Origin of the sequence: Flavobacterium ginsenosidimutans, from assembly GCF_003254625.1 — a bacterium.
GTDB classification, from domain to species: domain Bacteria; phylum Bacteroidota; class Bacteroidia; order Flavobacteriales; family Flavobacteriaceae; genus Flavobacterium; species Flavobacterium ginsenosidimutans.
Window position 1 is genome coordinate 98120 of sequence record NZ_QJRJ01000068.1, and the last position, 21092, is coordinate 119211.

16 protein-coding genes are annotated in these 21092 nt (G+C 34.1%); 4 read left to right on the forward strand and 12 right to left on the reverse strand.

Features of this window, described 5'->3' with window-relative positions; translation table 11 throughout:
• The first annotated feature begins 2 nt into the window (after window positions 1-2).
• The 4 genes from DM444_RS03890 to DM444_RS03905 all read left to right on the forward strand — a co-directional run bounded on the left by DM444_RS03890 (window position 3) and on the right by DM444_RS03905 (window position 7683).
• Entirely contained in the window at window positions 3-1532 is a 1530-nt protein-coding gene (locus DM444_RS03890) for a glycoside hydrolase family 28 protein (RefSeq protein WP_111284177.1), read from the forward strand.
• 215 nt (window positions 1533-1747) lie between these two features.
• Entirely contained in the window at window positions 1748-3187 is a 1440-nt protein-coding gene (locus tag DM444_RS03895; protein WP_111284179.1) for a glycoside hydrolase family 28 protein, read from the forward strand.
• 18 nt (window positions 3188-3205) lie between these two features.
• Entirely contained in the window at window positions 3206-5182 is a 1977-nt protein-coding gene (locus DM444_RS03900; RefSeq protein WP_111284181.1) for an alpha-L-arabinofuranosidase C-terminal domain-containing protein, read from the forward strand.
• A gap of 38 nt (window positions 5183-5220) precedes the next feature.
• Complete coding sequence (locus DM444_RS03905; protein ID WP_111284183.1) at window positions 5221-7683, forward strand: glycoside hydrolase family 95 protein; 2463 nt, start codon at window positions 5221-5223, stop codon at window positions 7681-7683.
• Window positions 7684-7826: 143 nt separating this feature from the next.
• Here the strand turns inward: DM444_RS03905 and DM444_RS03910 are convergent, their stop codons facing one another.
• The 12 genes from DM444_RS03910 to DM444_RS03965 form a co-directional block, all read right to left on the reverse strand.
• Window positions 7827-11042, reverse strand: coding sequence for a TonB-dependent receptor (locus DM444_RS03910; protein WP_111284185.1), 3216 nt, complete (start codon window positions 11040-11042; stop codon window positions 7827-7829).
• A 299-nt stretch (window positions 11043-11341) separates the two neighbouring features.
• A complete protein-coding gene (locus DM444_RS03915) occupies window positions 11342-12709 on the reverse strand; it encodes a sensor histidine kinase (protein WP_111284187.1) in 1368 nt (455 codons plus the stop codon).
• Entirely contained in the window at window positions 12699-13391 is a 693-nt protein-coding gene (locus DM444_RS03920; RefSeq protein ID WP_111284189.1) for a response regulator transcription factor, read from the reverse strand. The genes DM444_RS03915 and DM444_RS03920 overlap by 11 nt, the downstream gene beginning before the upstream one ends.
• Window positions 13392-13530: 139 nt before the next feature.
• Window positions 13531-14658 (reverse strand): hypothetical protein, encoded by a 1128-nt coding sequence (locus DM444_RS03925; RefSeq protein ID WP_111284191.1) that lies wholly within the window; start codon window positions 14656-14658, stop codon window positions 13531-13533.
• Window positions 14659-14682: 24 nt separating this feature from the next.
• Window positions 14683-15468 carry a polysaccharide deacetylase family protein gene (locus tag DM444_RS03930; protein ID WP_111284193.1) on the reverse strand — a complete coding sequence of 262 codons (786 nt, stop codon included), beginning with the start codon at window positions 15466-15468 and terminating at the stop codon, window positions 14683-14685.
• Between the two features lie 106 nt (window positions 15469-15574).
• The gene (locus DM444_RS03935) at window positions 15575-16075 is read right to left on the reverse strand and encodes a 4'-phosphopantetheinyl transferase family protein (protein ID WP_111284195.1); all 501 of its coding nucleotides are present in this window, start codon (window positions 16073-16075) and stop codon (window positions 15575-15577) included.
• Window positions 16072-16326, reverse strand: a complete 255-nt coding sequence (locus DM444_RS03940) for an acyl carrier protein (RefSeq protein ID WP_111284197.1) — start codon at window positions 16324-16326, stop codon at window positions 16072-16074. The genes DM444_RS03935 and DM444_RS03940 overlap by 4 nt, the downstream gene beginning before the upstream one ends.
• 1 nt (window position 16327) lies before the next feature.
• Window positions 16328-17596 carry a beta-ketoacyl-[acyl-carrier-protein] synthase family protein gene (locus DM444_RS03945; protein ID WP_111284199.1) on the reverse strand — a complete coding sequence of 423 codons (1269 nt, stop codon included), beginning with the start codon at window positions 17594-17596 and terminating at the stop codon, window positions 16328-16330.
• Window positions 17593-18030: a 3-hydroxyacyl-ACP dehydratase FabZ family protein gene (locus DM444_RS03950; RefSeq protein WP_111284201.1), complete on the reverse strand. Its 438-nt coding sequence runs from the start codon at window positions 18028-18030 to the stop codon at window positions 17593-17595. The genes DM444_RS03945 and DM444_RS03950 overlap by 4 nt, the downstream gene beginning before the upstream one ends.
• 11 nt (window positions 18031-18041) lie before the next feature.
• Window positions 18042-19094, reverse strand: coding sequence for a type III polyketide synthase (locus DM444_RS03955; RefSeq protein ID WP_111284204.1), 1053 nt, complete (start codon window positions 19092-19094; stop codon window positions 18042-18044).
• A complete protein-coding gene (locus DM444_RS03960; RefSeq protein ID WP_111284206.1) occupies window positions 19091-19804 on the reverse strand; it encodes a methyltransferase domain-containing protein in 714 nt (237 codons plus the stop codon). Before DM444_RS03960 ends, DM444_RS03955 begins: the two co-directional genes overlap by 4 nt.
• A complete protein-coding gene (locus DM444_RS03965) occupies window positions 19805-20932 on the reverse strand; it encodes an NAD(P)/FAD-dependent oxidoreductase (protein WP_111284208.1) in 1128 nt (375 codons plus the stop codon). It lies immediately after the preceding gene.
• Between the last annotated feature and the right edge of the window lie 160 nt (window positions 20933-21092).

A 21092-nucleotide genomic window follows, 5' to 3' on the forward strand; every position in this document is an offset into this window, starting at 1 on the left:
AGATGAAAAGAAATTTTATAATCGTATTGTTTGTTTTTTGTGTTTCCGTAACTATTTCGGCGCAAAAGATATTTGACGTTAAAAAATACGGTGCAGTAGCAGATGGAATAACATTAAATACAAAAGCAATCCAGAAAGCAATTGACGCAGCCAACAAAAACAAAGGAGGAAGAGTTGTTTTTTCTAAAGGAACTTTTCTTTCGGGAAGTATTGTTCTAAAAAATGGAGTGGAATTATTTTTTGAAGACGATGCCGTTTTGCTAGGAAGTACAAATCCTGATGATTATCCGAAATACGAAGGAATTAGAGCTTTGATTTTAGCTTACGAATCCAAAAATATTGCGGTAAACGGAAAAGGAATTATAAACGGGCAAGGAAGAGAATTAGCATTGGCAATTGATAGTTTGCACCATACGGGAGTACGAATTGATCCAAAATACAATTACAGAAGAATGCGTCCTGAAGATGGAAGAGGAAAATTGATTTCGTTTGTAAAATGCGATTCGATTACAATGACTCACATTACTTTGAAAAATAGTCCAGGTTGGACACAATGTTTTAGAGAATGTAAAAATATTGTAATTGATTTTATGAAAGTAGAAAGCAGAGCGTATTGGAACAATGACGGAATTGATCTTGATGGTTGCGAAAATGCCCGAATTACCAATTGTAATGTAAACGCTGCAGATGACGGAATTTGTTTAAAATCGGAAGAACCGGGATTGCAGAACAATAATATTTACATTGGAAATTGTACGATAAGATCAAGTGCAAACGCAGTGAAATTTGGTACAGGTTCTTATGGAAGCTTCAAAAATGTAACAATCGAAAACATCAAAGTTTTTGATACTTTCAGATCGGCAATTGCGATTGAATCTGTGGATGGCGCGGAAATCGAAAATATTAAAGTTTCTGATATAACTGCGATAAATACTGGAAATGCTATATTAATCCGTTTAGGTCACAGAAACGGAGATAAACCGGGTTATATCAAAAATGTATCGGTTAAAAATGTAAAAGCACAGATTCCGTTTGGCCGTCCAGACATTGATTACGATATGCGCGGACCCGAAGTTGATTATTTCCATAATCCGTTTCCCTCTTCAATTGCTGGAATTCCGGGCCATTTGATTGAAAATGTCACCTTGGAAAACATTGAAATCGTGTATCCGGGAAGGGCTTCTAAAGGAATGGCCTATCATCCACTAAGCCGATTAAAAGACGTAAATGAAAATATAAAAGGTTATCCTGAATTTACCATGTTTGGCGAATTGCCTTCTTGGGGATTTTACGTTCGTCACGTTAACGGAATAGAAATGAAGAACATAAAATTGGTTTTAGACAAAGAAGATTTCCGTCCAGCATTTGTTTTTGACGATGTAAAAAATCTGACCATGAAAGCTATTGATGTTCCTTCGGATAAGATCAATCAGATTGTCTTTAAAGATGTTTCGTCAAGTAATTTGGACAACGGAGCTGCAAAAAGAAAAATTGAACCAGAGCAAAATAAATTTGAATTGCCAGCACATTAGTAGTTGGCCACAAAGGCACAAAGACTAGAAGTTTTTTTGCCAATAATTGTAAAATTTGTTTCACGCAGATTTAAAAAGATTTAAGCAGATTCAGCAGATTTTTTAAAGAAATCAAATAAAATCTGCCCAAATCTGCAATATCTGCGTGAAAAAAAAACTTAAAGAAAAAAAACTTTGTGCCTTTGAGTCTTTGTGGCATTAAAAAAATAAAAAACATGAAAAAGAAATCTATAATCGCGATACTTATTTTCTGTATTTCCTTAACTGTTTCGGCACAGAAAATCTACGACGTTAAGAAATATGGAGCGAAAGGAGACGGAAAAACAAATGATGCAACCGCAATTCAGAAAGCAATTGATGAATGCAGCAAAACGGGAGGAAGAGTCTTAATTCCGGCGCCATTTACTTTTCTATCAGGACCAATTGATGTAAAATCAAAAGTCGATTTGCATATTGAAGCTGGAGCTAAATTATTGGCAAGTCCAGATGAAAAATTGTACACAAAAAGTGCTTTCAGAACCAATCCCGGAGAAGGAACGATCTGGATTGGAGGAGAAAATATAGAAGATTTTACCATTAGCGGAAGCGGGAAAATAGATGGGAATGGAATTTCTTTTATGGGAGAAGAACAAGACGATGCTTATGTGTTGAAACCGTTTAATGTTCTAGATCCAAGACCTCACGTTTTGACGATTATTGGCGGAAAAAATATCAGAATCAAAGATGTTCATATTGGAAATTCAGCTTATTGGACTGTGCATTTAATTGGTTGTAATGATGTTGTAATCAGCGGAATTACTTTATTGAACAGCTTAAAAGTGCGTAACAGTGACGGAATCGATTTGGATCATTCAAAAAATGTTAGAATCAGCGATTGTTACATTGAAAGTGGTGACGATTGCATTTGTTTGAAAAACAGAAGAGAATTTGAAGAATTTGGCGCTTGCGAGAATATTACGGTGACCAATTGTACCATGACAAGCAGTAGCTGTGCAATTAAAATTGGTTCAGAAAATATGGACGCGATTAGACAAGTTGTTTTTAATAATTGTATCATTAAAAACAGTAATCGTGCTTTAGGAATTCAGAACAGAGATGAAGGAACGGTAAGCGATGTTATTTTTTCTAATATCATTATAGAAAGTAAATTGAATACAGATACTTGGTGGGGAAAAGCAGAACCAATTTATGTTACAGCTTTCAGCAGAGCAAAAGGGAATCATAAAGATGCGAATTGGCGTTTTCCAAAAGGAGCAACAGAAGGAAAAGTGGGAGAAATTAGAAACATCTATTTTTCTAATATTCAATGCACAGGAGAAAACGGTGTGTTTGTAAGCGGGGAATCTAAAGATAAAATCAAGAATATTGTTTTTGATAATGTGAGTGTTTTTATTGATAAAACAACTTCTTTTCAAGGCGGATTATATGACAGACGCCCAGCAAATGTAGAAGGTTTTGTAAAAGGAAGTACATCAGGTTTTTATTTTGATAACGCTGAAAGTATTAAAGTTCAAAATTGTACTGTTCAATGGGGAAAAAACAAACCAGATTATTTTAAATATGCTGTTGAAAGTAAAAATGTTGATGTTTTAAAAGTGATTAATTTAGATGGAGAATCGGCTTTTCCTGCTAAATTAGAGGCAGTAAAAAAATAACCATCTCATACCAAAATTATGAAAAACAATATCAGAAAATTTACTATTTGCGGTCTATTAATGAGCAGTTTTTATCTAAATGCTCAAAAAGCGACTTTAGAAGTTGATGCTTCAAAAACGATTACTAAAATTCAGCCAACAATGTTCGGTTTGTTTTTTGAAGACATCAATTTTGCTGCAGATGGAGGATTATACGCTGAAATGATTAAAAACAGATCTTTTGAATTTGATAAACCTTTAATGGGTTGGGAGCAGCCTAATACCAAAAGATCTTCTATGAATAAAGAATCGGGTAGTGCCACGCCAATAAATTTATCGGCTACTAATACCAATTTCTGTCGAGTGGAGATTAACAATGACAAAGGTTATGCTTTAATAAATGAAGGATTTAGAGGAATGGGAGTGAAGAAAGATGCCAAATACAATCTTTCTTTGAAAGCGGCGAATCCTAATGGAGCAATTAAAAAAATTATTGTTCAATTAATAGATAAAGATCAAAAGGTAATTGGAGAAACGAGTATTGTTCCAAAATCAGAAAAATGGACAAATTACACAGCACAAATTATCGGTACACAAACAGAAGCAAAAGCAAAGCTAAAACTGACTTTTGAAGGAACAGGAACGATTGATTTAGATATGATTTCGTTGTTTCCTGAAGATACTTGGAAAGGGAGAAAAAACGGACTTAGAAAAGATCTTGTACAACTTTTGTATGATGTAAAACCTGGATTTTTACGTTTTCCTGGAGGCTGTATTGTTGAAGGAAGAACTTTATCTGATCGTTATCAATGGAAAAAATCGGTTGGAAATGTTGAGGAGAGAAAAACCATGATGAACCGTTGGAATGTCGAATTCAATCACAAGCAAACTCCTGATTATTTCCAAAGCTTCGGATTAGGATTTTACGAATATTTTCAGCTTTCAGAAGATATTGGAGCAGAACCTTTGCCAATTTTAAGCTGTGGAATGGCTTGTCAATACAACACAGGAGAATTAGCTCCGATGGATGAATTGGATCCATACATTCAAGATGCTTTAGATTTGATCGAATTTGCCAATGGCGCTGTTACGACAACTTGGGGAAAAATCCGTTCGGATATGGGACATCCTAAACCATTTAATTTAAAATATATTGGAGTTGGAAACGAGCAATGGGGACCAGATTATATTGATCGCTACAAAGTTTTTGAAAAAGCAATAAAAGCAAAATACCCAAATATCATCATAGTTTCTGGAAGCGGGCCTTCGCCAAAAGGAGAACATTTTGATTATGCTATGGCTGAACTTAAAAAGCTGAATGCAGAATTGGTAGACGAACATTATTATGAAAGTCCGAAATGGTTTAGAGAAAATGCCGGTCGTTACGATAATTATGATAGAAAAGGGCCAAAAATATTTGCAGGAGAATATGCGGCGCAAAGTGTTTCAGGAGCAAATCCGAATAATAGAAACAATTGGGAATGTGCATTTTCTGAGGCTGCTTTTATGACAGGATTAGAAAGAAATGCAGAAGTAGTTCAATTATCGTCTTACGCACCTTTAATGGCTCATGAAGATGCTTGGCAATGGACACCTGATATGATTTGGTTTAATAATTTAGAATCTTACGGTTCAGCGAATTATTATGTGCAGCAATTATTTTCGACCAATAAAGGAACAGATCTTTTAAATATTACAAAAGACGGAAAAGCGTTAATTGGTCAAAATGATTTGTATGCATCGGCAGTAAAAGACATACATAGCAAAGAAATTATCGTAAAACTGGTTAATACAGCAGCTTCAAGTCAAGAAGTTAGCATTGATTTAAAAGGAGCAAAATTAGGTTCTAAAGGTTCTATTATAAGATTGTCAAGCTCAAATACGCAAGACGAAAATACTTTTGCTGATCCAAAAAAAATCACTCCAAAACAAAGCGAATATAAAATCACAAAAGGAAAACAAGATTTGGATCTTCCTGCTTATTCGATAACAGTTTTAAAATTGAAAATCAATTAATTGTGAATTGTTAATTATAAATTATTAATTAAAATACCATGTTTCATCATTGTCTTAAAAAGGTTTTTGTAATTCTGTTAGTAACTGGATTTTCTGGTTATGCGCAGGATTTGAAATTGCAATACAATCAGCCAGCTGTGGAATGGACAGAAGCGTTGCCAATTGGAAATGGTACTTTGGGTGCAATGGTTTTTGGAAGAGTAGATTCTGAATTAATTCAGTTGAATGAAGCTACTTTATGGAGTGGAGGACCTGTGCAGAAAAACGTAAATCCAGATGCTTTTAAGAATCTTGCTTTAATTAGAGAAGCGCTGAGAAATGAAGATTTCGAGAAGGCATATCAGCTTACTAAAAATATGCAGGGAGCTTATAGTGAGAGTTTTATGCCTTTGGGAGATCTTATTCTGAAACAGGATTTTGGAGGGCAAAAAACGGATTCTTATAATAGAAGTCTAGATTTACAAACAGGATTAGCAACAACAGATTTCAAAGTTGGTGGTGTAAATTATAAAAGAGAAATCTTTGCTTCTGCACCTGCGCAATGCATTGTAATTAAACTTTCTGCAGATCAAGTAAAGAAACTTTCAGTTACACTTGATGCGACGAGTCTTTTGCGAAACGAAAAATCAATAAACGATAAAGCATTGGTTTTAAAAGGAAAAGCGCCTTCTCACTCAGATCCGAATTATATTGACTACAATAAAGAACCAATTGTTTATGAAGATCCATCTGGATGCAGAGGAATGCGTTTTGAACTGATTATTAAACCAGTTATAAAAGATGGAGAAATAAGTGCTGACGGAAATAAACTGGTCATAAAAAATGCTTCAGAAATTTTGCTTTTTGTTTCAGCCGCGACAAGTTTCAACGGATTTGATAAATGTCCAGACAGTCAAGGTAAAAATGAGCATCAATTGGCTGAAAATCCGATTAAGAAAGCGGTTGGCAAAAAGTATGATAATTTATTAAAAGAGCATATTACTGATTTTCAAAAACTCTTCAATAGAGTTTCATTAAAATTGAATGAAAACGAAACCAGCAAAGCCAATCTGGCTACAGACATAAGATTAGAGCATTACGCAAAAGGGGAAAATGATGCAGGATTAGAAGCTTTATTTTTTCAGTTTGGACGTTATTTATTGATTTCGTCTTCACGCACACACAATACTCCTGCAAACTTGCAAGGAATTTGGAACAATAAACTTCGTGCACCTTGGAGCAGTAATTACACTACAAACATTAATTTACAGATGAATTATTGGCCAGTAGAATCTGGAAATTTGTCTGAATTGTTTTTTCCGCTTGACGAATTCATTAAAAATGTTTCTGTGACAGGAGCGGAAACAGCAAAAAGTTATTACCATGCTAATGGTTGGGTTTTGCATCATAATTCAGATATCTGGGCGATGACCAATCCTGTTGGAGATTTTGGTAAAGGAGACCCGATGTGGGCAAACTGGTATATGGGAGCAAACTGGTTAAGCAGACATTTGTGGGAACATTATGAATATACAGGCGATACAGCATATTTAAGAAAAGTATATCCGATCATTAAAGGCGCGGCTGAGTTTAGTTTAGAATGGTTGCAAAAGGATAAAGATGGGTATTTGGTAACAATGCCTTCGACTTCGCCAGAAAACATGTTTTATTACGACGGCAAAAAGAAAGGGACTGTAACGACGGCTTCTACAATGGATATTGGAATTATTAAAGATTTGTTCGAAAATACAGTCGAGGCTTCAAAAGTTTTAAATATTGATTTAGAATTCAGAAAAAAAGTAGACAAAGCTGGAAGTGAATTACTTCCTTTTCAAATAGGCAGTAAGGGACAATTGTTAGAATGGTATAAAGATTTTGAAGAAGAAGATCCGCATCATAGGCACACTTCGCATCTTTATGCTTTGCATCCTGCTAATTTGATTTCGCCATTGAAAACGCCAGAATTGGCCGATGCAGCTAAAAAAACGCTAGAACTTCGCGGAGATGATGGAACCGGATGGAGTTTGGCTTGGAAAGTAAATATGTGGGCAAGACTTTTAGACGGAAATCATGCTTATCGATTATTCAAGAATCAGTTGAGATTAACCAAAGAAAATAATACGGAATACAGCAGGCATGGAGGATGTTACCCGAATTTGTTTGATGCACATCCACCTTTTCAGATTGATGGAAATTTTGCTGGAACAGCAGGAGTTATAGAAATGCTATTGCAAAGTCAGAACAAAGAAATTCATTTGCTTCCGGCTTTACCAGACGCTTGGGCAGATGGAGAAATCAAAGGCATTAAAGCCAAAGGCAATTTTACTGTAGATATAAAATGGAATAATGGCAAAATGAGTCAAGCTAAGGTTTTGTCTAATAATGATGGTATTTGCACAATAAGATCTGCAGAGCCTTTTATTATTGAAAAACTCAATATAAAAAGCGAGAAATCGTCTATTGGTTATACCGCGACATTTAACACTAAAAAAGGAACGAATTACAATATTCTACCTTTATAAAAGTAGCATTTATTTAAATTTTGGTTTGTTTAAGCCGCTCTCTTTTTTGAGAGTGGTTTTTTGTTTTATGAGTTTAAAGAAAAATCTCCCAGTTTCATAAAACAGAAACTGAGAGATAATCAAAAATAAAAAAAACACATCTTTTAGAACGAATATCTTAAGCCAAGTTGACCTTGGAATCTTGAAGCTAATTGATCTACAGTATAAGGTGAAGTACTTGGTTTTTGGAAAGTATAAGTAGGATCGCCTGTTGCAACTCCGCCTAAGTTTCCTGATTTGGTTAAACCAAGACTTGCTGTTGAATTATAAGTGTTTGGAACAAAATAACTTCTTCCCCAATCTTTGTTGATAAGGTTTCCGATATTTGCCATGCTGAACGAAATTTGGAAAGTTCCAACTTTAGTAACCTGAATTTCATCCATTAATTTTAAATCGGCTTGAATGTTCCAAGGAGTTGTATCTCCGTTTCTTTCTGTGAAGTTTCCTCTACGGCTTTTTAAATAATCATTTCCGTTAATGAAAGCTTCGTAATCTGCTACTTGCTGCGCTGCCGTTGCAGAAGGAACTCCTGCAGAACTCACTCCAATATATTTTGCTGCTTCTGCTGCATCTTTAAAGATGTAAGCTAAACCTGCCGCCTGTCCAGTTCCTGCAATTGTTGAGTTAACAAATCCCCAAGAAAACGGATTTCCTGATTGTGCATTGAAATATACATTTGCTGATAAAGTGTTGTTTGGAGCAACTTTTACGCCGTAACCTACATTAGAAACAATTCTGTGTTTGATATTAAAGTTAGAAGTTGCCAATTGAGGATTATTTGGAGTTAAAGATTGGTTCATCTGGAAGTTACTTTCCATAGAGTTACGAATTCCGTTTGTGATATCTCTAGAATCTCCGTAAGTATAAGCCAACATAAAATTGAAACCAAAATCGTAAGTTTTAGAAATCATTTCAGTAATACTGTAACGGTATCCTTTATTTGTGTTTGATAACAAATAAGCATTAGAAAAAGCAGAATTTATGTTTGCTGCATAAATTGGCATTTCGTGTTTAGTATCATAAGAAAAATAAGTTGGATTGTCCGTTTTATTTACTTGTTGGAATTCTAAGTCACGAATTACTTTTGTGTACATACCTTCAAGAGTAAATTTGTAACCGTCAATTATTTTGTCAAAAGCCAATGAGTTTCTTAAAACAGCTGGCATTTTAAAATTATTATCAACTAAATCGGCTTGTACTTTTGGTGTAGCATCGTGGTAACCATTAAGTCCGCCAGTTGCCAAAGGATCTCCTGCAGCTGCAACTTGAGCAGCAGTTAAATTGTTTTTGTCATAACTTCCATATCCAACACCATCATTGTAATAAGCATAACCTAACCAGGCAAACGGAATTCTTCCTGTAAATACACCAGATCCACCTCTAATAACAAACGTTTTATCTTCATCTACATTGTAAGTAAATCCAACTCTTGGCGAAACTAATGCTGAACTAAAGAAGTTGTTTTTGATTTGATTTAATGGCGTATACGTATAAGTTGTTCCGTAATTTGGATCTTCAGGAGAATTTTGTACTTGTTCGCTCAATTTAGGTTTGTTTGGTAAATCAGTATAATCTACACGAACACCTGGAACTACTTTTAATTTGTCTCCAATTCTAATTTCGTCTTGAACGTAAGCGCTATACATGTTTATTTTGAATTTAGCATACGGATTATTGAAGATTTCGTCTCTTGTTGAACCATCAAACGGATAAGTTCCACGAACACGAGTAGGCAGTTTATTGAAGAAATCATCAAGAGATTTGTATGAAACTCTTCCGTTAAGTGCATTTACAAAACCGTAATTGATGTCGTAAAATTCATTGTGAGTACCAAATAATAAAGTATGATTTCCTGTTTTATAAGTTAAGTTGTCAGTGATTTCAGCAGTGTTTTGTTTCATATTGAAAACAGTTGCTTCACGATCATTTCCTAAGAAAATTGTTCCTCCATTGTAACCAATTTCTGTTTGAGGAAACATGATATTACTAGATTTTGGATCACGATAATCTTTTATTGCTGAATAACTTGCAATAAAAGAGTTAGACCATTGGCTGTTGAAGTGCGTTTTTAATTCTAAAACCGTACTGATAGCTTGGTTTTTCTGAGTAAAATCCATACTTGCAAATCTAAAGTTTGCAGCATCACGTTCTAAGTTTGTTGCTTGAGAAATAACTGTATTGTTTCGTAATGAAAGTGAGTTTTTCTCATTGATTTTCCAGTCAATCTTATTGAAGAATTTCTGGCTCTTAGAAAAGTTATTGTATGAACCATAAGTTCCTGGATCAAATCCGTAGTTTGATTTTACGAATTGCGAAATCTGTTCTGCAGTTGCGTTATCAACTAATGAAGTTAATTTTCCGTTAGAATCTGTTGAACCAGCATTATAAAAAACAGGATCTGTTCTTTCTGCATATTCCATATTAGTAAAGAAGAACAATTTATCTTTAATAATTGGCAATCCTAATCTAAAACCTACTTGATAATCTCCAAAAGAACTTGGCATTTTTGAGCCATCTCCAGCATTGTTAGGACCAGTTATAGCTGCACTTCTTCCGTAACTGTAAATAGATCCGCTCACAGTGTTTGTTCCGCTTCTTGTCACAGCATTTACACTTCCTCCTAAAAAGTTTCCTAATTTAATATCATAAGGAGCAATATAAACCTGAATATCTTGAATCGCATCTAAACTGATAGAATTTGAACGCGTACTGCTTCCTGGCATTCCAGAAGTTCCAGATTGTCCTCCTAAAGACGGACTAAATCCAATAGCATCATTATTTATCGAACCGTCAATTGTAACGTTGTTGTATCTAAAATTGGTACCTGCAAAAGAGTTGTTAGAACTTTGAGGAACAAGTTTTGTAACATCCTGAATTCCTCTATTGATTAAAGGAAGTGCGTTTACTTGTTTTTCATTAATACTTGTACCATTGTTTTTAGAAGAAGGTTTAGAACTTGTAATTACTACTTCTTCTAATACATTATTATCTGCTTTTCCAACTACAATTGTTGGCAGATCATTTTCGCCAAGAGCTAAAAAAATCTGTGCATTTGAGTAATCTTTCGTGTCGTTACTTTTTATTTCTAATTCGTAAGGCCCACCCGCATTTAAGTTTTCGAAGCTAAACCTACCTTGTTTGTCTGTTTTTGCTCTGTAAACCGCATTTGTAGGCAAATGTGTTAGGGTAACATCTGCATCGATAACAGCACTTGTTCCATCATTGACTTTTGCAGACAAGGACGAGGTTGTAATCTGGGCAAAAATACTTCCTGCGGTAAGAAGCATCAAAGCCGAAAAAAAGAGTTTTAGTTTTGTCATGTTATTTATTAGTTTTTATCCACGACAAATAAAATCTCTTTGCTTCAATTCGATTTAAGGCTTATGTTAACGAAAAATCAAAAAACAATTCTTTGTTAATTTAAAATGATGAAGATGTTATTTAATGAAAAAATAGCTATCGCTTTATTATCAAGCAGTTTGTCTCAGATCTCATAAAATAAGGGATTAGAGATAGATTTAAACAAGATTAGAGATAGATTAGAGTATTATGTAAATGTTACGAATTGATAAAAAACAGTTTTTCTGACCAAGAAAAGACTTTGTTTTTATTAAAAAAATTAAGGAAATAGGAGAGAGAAAACAGTGCCTTTTTCAAGTTCAGAATCTACTGTTAAATCGATGTTATGGCGCTTAAGAATTTGCATTGTAATAAAAAGCCCTAATCCTTGCCCTTGAATATGTCTCGTGCGATCACTTCTAAAAAATAAATCAAAAATCAAAGCAATGTCTTTTTCATCAATACCAGAACCTTGATCTATTATTTTTAAAAGAAGCTTTTCTTCATTTTCAGAAGCAACTACATTTACTTGCGAAGGAAAAGAGAATTTAATGGCATTGTCTATAATATTATACAAAGCAATAAAAAGCATATGTCTGTTGCCATTTACAGACAATAAATCTTCATTATTGGCAATGGCATCCAAGTTAAGCGTAACTTTTACTTCAGGATATTCGATGTTTTTCTTTTCGAGTATATTCCATAAAATTTCATCAATTCTTACCATTTCCATCTGGTCAGGTTCTGAAAGTTCTAATCCAGACAGAATGAGCAATCCATCTAGAGTCGATTTCAAATGGAAAGTATCTTTTCGAAGTGATTTTAAGACTTCTTCATATTGTGCGTTGGTTCTAGGATGCTGTAACGAAACATCGATATCTCCAATAATAAAAGTAAGTGGAGTTTTTAGTTCATGTGAAGCATTTTTTAAAAAGTTTTTCTGAATCGCAACACCTTTTTCAAGTCTTTCTAAAAGATAATTAAAAGTTGTAATAAGTTCTTTTATTTCATCTTTTCCGCTAACCGTTGGCATTTCAAGTCTCGAATGAAGATTTTCTGTTGTAATGGTATTTACCTTCGAAATTACATCTGCAAAAGGTCTGAAAGTTTGTCTTGCTAAAAATCGTCCTAAAAGATAATTAAGCGCAATTCCTGCCAGATAAAAACTAAAAAATACAATGGCAAGCATTTCTAACTGCTGATTTCCAACATCATCAATTCCAGAAACAACAATAATAAAATCACCTTGATTGTCTTTGTAATATAATCCGCTAAATTGCCTCTGATCGATTGTAAAATGCAGAATTTGGTCGCGTGAAATAGCTTTTAAGTTTCGATCACTTAATACAACAGGAACATCATCGCGCAAATAGAGTTTCTTCGTTTTAGCATTATAAATTCGGATAGATTGATTGGCAATTTTATTGAATTGCGTTTCTATGTCTTTATAACTGACACTGTCCATTTTTCTAATTTCATCTTTTTCAAAATAGAAAAAAGCAGTGATTAAAGCGTTGTCTTCAAGCTTTTCATAATACAAATCTTTTCTGTGGCTTTTAAAAAGCAAAAAAGATCCAATAAGAACAAGGCCTAAGATAAAAGCAAAAAGCAGTGTAGAATTTCTGGCAAGTTTATTCTTAAGATTCATGAACCTTATTTTTAAGCATATATCCAGTACCTTTTACAGTATGAATTAGCGGAAAAGAAAAATTCTTGTCGACTTTATTTCTTAAATAATTAATATAAACATCAACCGTATTTATGCTCATGTCGAGATCCATATGCCAAACGGCTTCAGCAATAGCAATTCGGGACAAAGCGGTTTCTCTGTTTTTCATAAAAAAGATCAAAAGCTTTAATTCTCGAGAAGAAAGATTCAGTTCTTTACCGTCTCTGCTGGCACTTTGCTCTTTCATATTGATTTTGATTCCCGCATAAGACTGGAAATCTAAAACACCAGAACTAAATTCTGTACGACGAAGCTGTGCATTTATTCGCGCCAGAAGTTCTTCAAACAAAAAGGGTTTTGCCAAGTAATCGTCGGCTCCGGCTTTTAATCCTCTCACTTTTTCTTGTGGAGTGTCGAGTGCGCTTAAAATAAGAATAGGAACGATTATTTTTCGATTTCTTAAAACCTCGCAGACTTCAAAACCAGAAATATCAGAAAGCATAATATCGAGAATGATAATGTCGTAGGTATTTTCCATTACTTCATTAATGGCATCAAAACCTTTGCTGACGTTTTTTACCTGATACAATTGTTCTTCGAGTCCTCTTGTTATAAAAGAAGCAACTCTTGGATCGTCTTCGACTAATAAAACTTTATTCATTACCGATTAATATTGCTGAATAGAAAACCCATACCTGATCAATGAGTTTTAAAGTGATAAAAGTAATTAAAAGTTATTCTATTCTCTGAAAAAAAATCTTGAATTAGATTCGTTTAGTTTTTCTATAAATGTCATTCTTTTATGAGCCTTCAGTGTAAGGTTCATTCCATAATGAATTAGGTTTTAAGTAGACTTTGTTTTTCTGAAAATCTAAAATGGTATTAAATCTTTTTAAAACTTCGCTACCAAGAATATGAGTTTTAAATCGGGCAGGATTGTCTTTTGTTAGTAATTGTACAGGAACATCATTCAGACATAAATTTCCTAAATAAAGTTTTTCATTTCTTACAGTTATAACTGGAACTTCTTCTCCTTTTCCGTTCTTTAAAATTACTTTTTTGATAACAGGCAAACTTTCTTTAGGGTATTGCTGTTCCTGCATTATCTGCTGATCAAGCATTACGGTACGCTGATAGCCATTATCAAAAAGGAAACGTCCTTTATAAAACGTGTTCTTTATTTGAAGCTGTCCTTGAATGCAAAACAAAGTATGTGTAAATTCCATATCCAATTTTATGTACTCTTTGTTTCTTTTGGACAGTTTAGAATGAATTATAAAAAGCTTTTTATCATAATCGATTTCTACAATTTTGCCATCAAATAGATTCCAGCCAAAACGCCCCACAGTTCCTTGTCCAGTTAACTCTACAGGATAAATTTCCTGATCTTTCCAAATTTGATTTCCTAGTTTAAAACTATGACCTTTTAAATTACTTAATTTTAGCTGATTGAGCATATCGTTCGTTAAAAGAAAATCTGTTGTTCCTGAATCAAATTTTAAATCCAGCGTTTCTTTGTCGTCTAATTTAACCTTGAAAATGATATTGTTATATTCTGAAAGCACAAAAGGAATTGTATCGTGTATTTCTGGTTTGAGTTTTGAAAAGTTTTGTAAAGGCGGACATTCAACTCGTGTATAACAGCTGTCGGTATTATTTAAAAGGACTGCAAAATCGAACTTTTTTCCAGGTTTTAATTTTATGACGATGGAATCTTCATTGGTGTAAAAAGTTACCGTTTTCTCTTTGGGAGTTTTATTTGTTACGTATAAATCTGGTTTTGCTTTTGGATCTAAATGCCATTTTGTTTTTTCTTCATTATCTTCTTTTATATAACAGATTTTTGAAGAAGCTTTGATTACAGTTTTTTTTATTTGAGCCTGACAAACCGTTACGACAGCCAGCATAAAAATAAGATGGATCTTCATTGTTTATAATTTCTATTTTCTGGATTAAAGCTGTGGCGGAAGCAAATTATCTAAATCTGAAAGTTTATAGAATTTAAGATCATTCAGTTTCATGTATTTGCATATAAATTCTAAAGTTTCGATTTTTACCTGATAATTTTCTGTGACCTCTTTTACTGGTTTATGACCGCATAAAAGTAGAATTTTATTGTTCTTTTTGGCATAATCTAATAACTCCAATACATACGGAATGCTAAAATGAATGTGGCTGTTATCAATATCGAATGCAAATACAATTTTAGAATTATTAAAATAGCTGTCTTGCTTTTCTGGAATTTCACCTCCAAATGCTCTTCCTCTAATAATTTTAAAAAGAGGAGATAGTGCTTTGTCCAGCGAATCTGATCTTTCGCCATAAGGATAAGCAAAGGAAGTAACGTTGAAAGATTTTTTTTTCATAGAAATAATCATCGGATCGATTTCCTGTTTTAGATATTCTTTGACGCTATATTTTTGCGTGAACTTAACTGCATTGTAATGATGATAGCCATGTCCGGCAATCTCATGACCGTATTTTTGCATTTCAAGCAGTTTTTTAATTTCAGGAGCTCCAATCGAATCTATTCTGCAGACGTTAAAAGTCGCTTTCCAAGAATATTTTCGCAAAACTTGATCAGCTTCCGACCATTCGTCGACATAAGCATCATCAAAAGATAAAATTACACCCGCTTTATAGGCAGGTTTTGCGACTGGTTTTGGTTTTTTATTTTCACAAGAAAATAAGGTTAAGAAAAGTAAAAGCAATACCGTTTTTGTAAAAAGTATTTTCATAGATTTTTGCTTTCGGGTGAATACGAATTTAACATATAAATCAAATATAAAGAATATTCTGAATAGAAACTCCTGTAATAGGGTATTTGGTAATTAGATGATTAAATTAGTTTTTTATAATAATCCGCTTTTCAAATCGCCCATGATGGCTAATTGAAATATCTTGAAGCTTATTCGAAGAAATTTTCAAATACGGAATACCATTTTCGTCTTTTACGATTTCTTTGTTTTCAACTTCTATCACATTATTTATATCTTTAAAATTGGTAACAGCAACTGTATGAATGCTTTCTAATGATAAAATAGTTTTAGTGTGATAAATATTTTTATCACAAATCACTTTCCCAAATGAATTATTTATATCTAATGAATCTATAAAACAAACAAGCTTTTTGGGACTGAATTCGCGAATTTTGGTCTGACGATTATAGATTTTATACGCAGCCTCTTTCATGCTCCACAAAAGCCAAACGATGACTTCTGGTTTATCATAATTTTTTATAAGTTGTTGTTCATCAGCCGTGAAAAGCTTTTCTATAAAACCTTTCCGTTGCCAATTGCTTTCTTTACGTGACTGCGCGAGATCTATAATGTCATTGCCAATCATTTTGCTGCGAGTTTGGTTTCGATGATTTCCAAAGCAGTTTTAACATCAAGCATTCGTTCCATATCGGCATTATCAATTACGATGTCGAAATTTTCTTCAATATCAAGCACAATATCAACCAAATTAGCCGAGTTTATATTGAGATCTTTAATGAAGTCTGTTTCTTCAGTTAAATTGTCGTAAGCTTCTGTGTTGGTTGCAAAAGGCTTTATAATTACTTTTAATCTTGCGGTAAGTTCTTGTCTGTCCATTTTAATTTTCGAATTTTTTAAATATTACACACGCGTTTACATCGCCAAAACCAAAACTGGCTTTTGCAATTATTTTGGGGTTAGTTTTAATAGTTTCCAAAAGCACTTTTGAAGGATCAAGTAGTGCTGCAATTTCAGGATGAAGATCAGAGCAGTTTTTATTTCCAAATAAAAAACCTTCATAAAGTTGTAATGCTGTAGCAACACTTTCAATACTTCCAGAAGCACTTAAACAATGTCCAGTTAAGCTTTTCAGCGAATTAATAAATGGAAAATCAGAACTGCTTCGGTCTAATGCTTTTGCCCAATTTTCAATTTCCAAACTATCTTTTGTAGTAGCCGTTAAATGTCCGTTGATGGCATCAATTTCGTTTGGATGTATTCCTGCATTTTCTAGAGCACTTTTAATGCATCTTTGAACGGCTGTGCTGTTTGGAGCGGTCATACTTCCGCCATCGCGCTGTCCGCCCGAATTGACATTTCCGCCCAATATTTCGGCATAAATAGTAGCGTTGCGTTCTAAAGCGCTTTCCAAATCTTCAATTACAAAAGCTCCTGCGCCACTTCCAGGAACAAATCCTGCTGCCGAAGCACTCATTGGTCTTGAACCTTCTTCGGGGCTCTCATTAAACTTGGAAGAACAGACACGAAGCGCGTCAAATCCTCCCCAAATATACGGACCACTGTCAGAAGTGCTTCCCGCTAATATCCGTTTTGCTTGTCCAGATTGTATGCGGTCATAAGCCATTAATATGGATTCAGTTCCCGTAGTACAAGCCGATGAATTGGTTGTAACCTGATTTCCCAATCCAATTTTACCTCCAAGATAAGCGCTAATACCGCTGTTCATGGTTTGGGCCACAACGGTGCTTCCTAATCTTCGGACTTGCAATTCATCAATTTTATAAATGCTTTCGCGAAATTTATCAATTCCAGAAGTTCCAGCTCCAAAGATGGCACCGCTATCCCAATCTGGATTTTCATTTATTGGCAATCCCGCATTGTTCCAAGCTTCCATGCCTGCAATAACGCCGTATAAAATCCCTGTGCTGTTAAATCCGCGAAGTTCGAGTTCTGTAAAATACTGCGCTTTCAACTCTTCAGATATTGGCGGCTGACCTACAATCTGACAAGAAAATTGCAATTCTTCCAGCTGAGAATCATGACGAATACCCGAAATGCCATTTTGCAGCGCATGAGTAAACGCAGGAATTCCAACACCATTTGGCGCAACGACTCCAAGACCTGTTATAACAACTCGTTTTTTCATAATCTTTTTGTTATCATTCCTGCCAAAACACCTCTGCAGACTTCTTGTCCAGCTTCATTTTTCATTACCGCATTGCATTTTAATTTTCCAAAACGAAAGAACAATTTCTCCGAAGTTACGGTTACTTTTTCATTTGGATAAACGGGTTTTAAAAATTCCATATCGGCAGATGTGAAGGCAATCACGGTATTTTCTCCCAATTCATTTCCTAATAGAAATATTCCCAAGCAAACCATTCCAATCTGAGCCATTGTTTCAGTCAAAATAACGCCTGGAGTAACAGGATTGTTTTTGAAATGACCTTTATAAAAATCAAGATTTTCTTTGAAAGTATAAGTTCCAGTTACGCCATTTTCATCTGCGTGAAGTAATTCATCTACAAACAAAAATGGTTCGCTGTACGGTAGCTGTTTTATAATATCATTTAATTCCATAAGCTTTTAAATTACCATTGCAATAAAACTCTTTGTGCGGAAAATCCTGGGCCAAAACTCAGCATTAAACCTTTTTCTCCTTTTTTCGGATTTCGATTCATAATGTTTTCTAAAACATATAAAACGGTTGCACTCGACATATTGCCGTATTGTTTGAGAATTTCTTTTGTGTCATCAATATTTTTTTCCAATCCAGCAAAAAGCGATTCAACCGTTGTCACGATTTTTTTTCCACCGGGATGAAAAATCATGTGATCAATATCTTTAATTTCAAGATTATTCTGTTTTAGAAAAGGATGAATAATGTCACCAAAATGAGAAGCAATGGTATCTGGAACTTCAATATCGAGAACCATTTGCAGTCCGCCGTTGGTTAATTTAAAGCCCATCATATGTTCGGCATCATAAAAATGATACATCTGTTCATCTAGAATTTCAGGACCAGCATCTTCTTCTTTTGAAGACAATAAACAGCAAGCCGCGCCATCTCCAAAAATAGCAGCACTTACAATATTCGGCATTGAGAAATCATCGAGCTGAAAAGTGGCAGTTGGTGATTCTACTGCTATCACTGCAGCACGTTTTCCAGGATTCGATTTTAGAAAATTCTTGGCATAAATAATTCCCGAAATTCCTGCTGCACAGCCCATTTCGGTTACAGGAAGACGAACAATATCTTGTCTTAATTTCATTTTATTAATCAGATAAGCGTCAAGCGAAGGAATCATAATTCCGGTACAGCTTACCGTAATAATATAATCTAAACTCTGCGGATCCCAGCCTGTTTTTTCTAATGCTTTTTCGAGAACTTGATGTCCGAGAACAATCATTTCGCGGCTATAAATATCATTTTTTTCTTCGAATGAAGTAGCTGTAAAAACTTCCGAAGGATCCATGATGGAATAGCGCTTGTCTACAGAAGCGCCTTCAAATATCTTCTTTACTTTTTTGATAAAACGCTCTTCCTGACCTTCAAGCCATACGTCTATAAACGGAAGTATTTCTTCGGTCGTTCGAGAATATTGCGGAAGCTGTTTAACAGCCGTGATTATCTTTACACTCATATTTTAGTAATTATCCACTGGTAGCGAAAAGCCCATTTCCAGTTTATGGAATAGTTTTTTAAATTTAGTTTTTCGGAGAAATGCTCCAATTCGTTTTTTTTGAATCCCTTTAAAATAGAAATCAAACCATCGTTACGCGACATTGCATTGAGATTGAAAACAACGCTTATTAGCTCAAACAATCGATACGCAATTTTGCTTCTATGAAGATCATTTACGACAATTCCAATTGAAGCATTTTGGTTTAAAATATGGATTAGTTCTGCAATTTGATTGGTTGTAAAATGATGCAGCGTTAATGTGCACAAAACAATGTCATATTTTAACTGATTGAAATCTTCGGTAAAAATATCCATGCAACTATACTCAATATTTGGAAAATCTTTGGAAAGATTCTTCGCATAATCAATGGTAAAAGCATTGGCGTCGATTCCAATTAATTTGAATTTGAGATTTCGCTTTTTTCCATATTTGGCAAGCATTCTCAGCATGTCTCCATTTCCGCATCCAATATCGGCGATGGTAATGGTTTGAGAAGTATCCGTCTTTTTTAAAAGCTCTTTTATGCCGTGAAGCGTCAGTTTATTTCCTCCAAGCAATTGATTAATAGAAGCAATTTGATCTAACGCGCCAATAAGCTCTTCGCTTTGAAGCGAAAAGTCATCCATTATTTCAATTTCTTCTGTTCTATATTTAGTGTTTACACCCATTTATTCAATTGTTATTGGTCGGCCATGCGTTTGTTTTATAATGAACGAAAGTAAAACAGGAATGGATGCTGCAACGGTTGTCATGATATGAGTCAAATTTTTATGTGTCAGCGCTTTGGCTAAAATTCTACCAAAGAATAATCTTTTGCTAAAATGCTTTTTCCATTCTTTAATGTATTTTTTTTCGAATTCATTTCTCGATTCTATTTTTCCATAATAAAAATCAAGCACAAGCTCAGAAGCTATTTTAGCGCTATGAATTGCCATTGCCATTCCGTTGCCGCACATGGGATGAATTAATCCTGCGGTATCTCCAATCATTAAAATGTGATTTTCTACAGGTTCTTTTTTATCGAATGAAATCTGACTGATTGTTAAAGGTTTTTCGAATAGGGAAGTGCTATTTTCAAAAATAGCTTTCAGTTTTTTATTTTTATAAAGCACTGATTTTTGGTACTCTTCGATGTTTTTGTATTTTTTAAAAGTATCAAAATCGGCTAAATAGCAAATATTGATAACGTCGTTTTCAACTTTTGAAACGCCGCAATAACCGCCTTGAAAATTGTACAAAGCAACAAGACTTTCGTCAAAATTTCCTTTGTAATGTCCTTTTACGGCAAGCCAAGGTGATTTTTTAGAAATGAAATTTCTTGACAAAACCTGATCAATATTTGATCTTTTGCCGTAAGCGCCTAAGACTATTTTTGATGAAAGAATTTCTTCAGAAGTAGTGACAGTAAAAATGTCATTTTCAAAAGAAATATGAGAGACGTGATCGGTTATAATGGTACAGCCATTTTTGGTTGCTTTTTCAAACAAGAAATTATCCAATGCATAACGGCTGATTCCGAAACCGCCTAATGGAAGTTTGGTTTTTGCTGTTTTTCCGTTTTGTGCTGTAAATTCAAAATTAGAAATACTGGTTGGGTGAAGTTCCCTAACATCTAAATCCAACCAAAATAAATAAGGTAGGATTTCATTTGAGATATATTCTCCGCAGACTTTATGTTTTGGATACGTATTTTTTTCGATAAGAATTACCTTCAATCCTTTTTTGGATAAGTGTAAAGCGCTTGCCAGACCAGCAAGACCGCCTCCAATAATAAGTACATCGGGATTTGTTCTCATACAACCAATTTAATCATAAAATCTCAAATGTTCTTACTTAATTCTATAAGAAATTAACAAAATTTCAACTTTTATCTTAAAAGATTGGAATGCGTTTTTATTAGAAAAAAAATGATTTAAAAGATAATTTTTACTTTTGCTGAAAAATAGCGGTTAAATA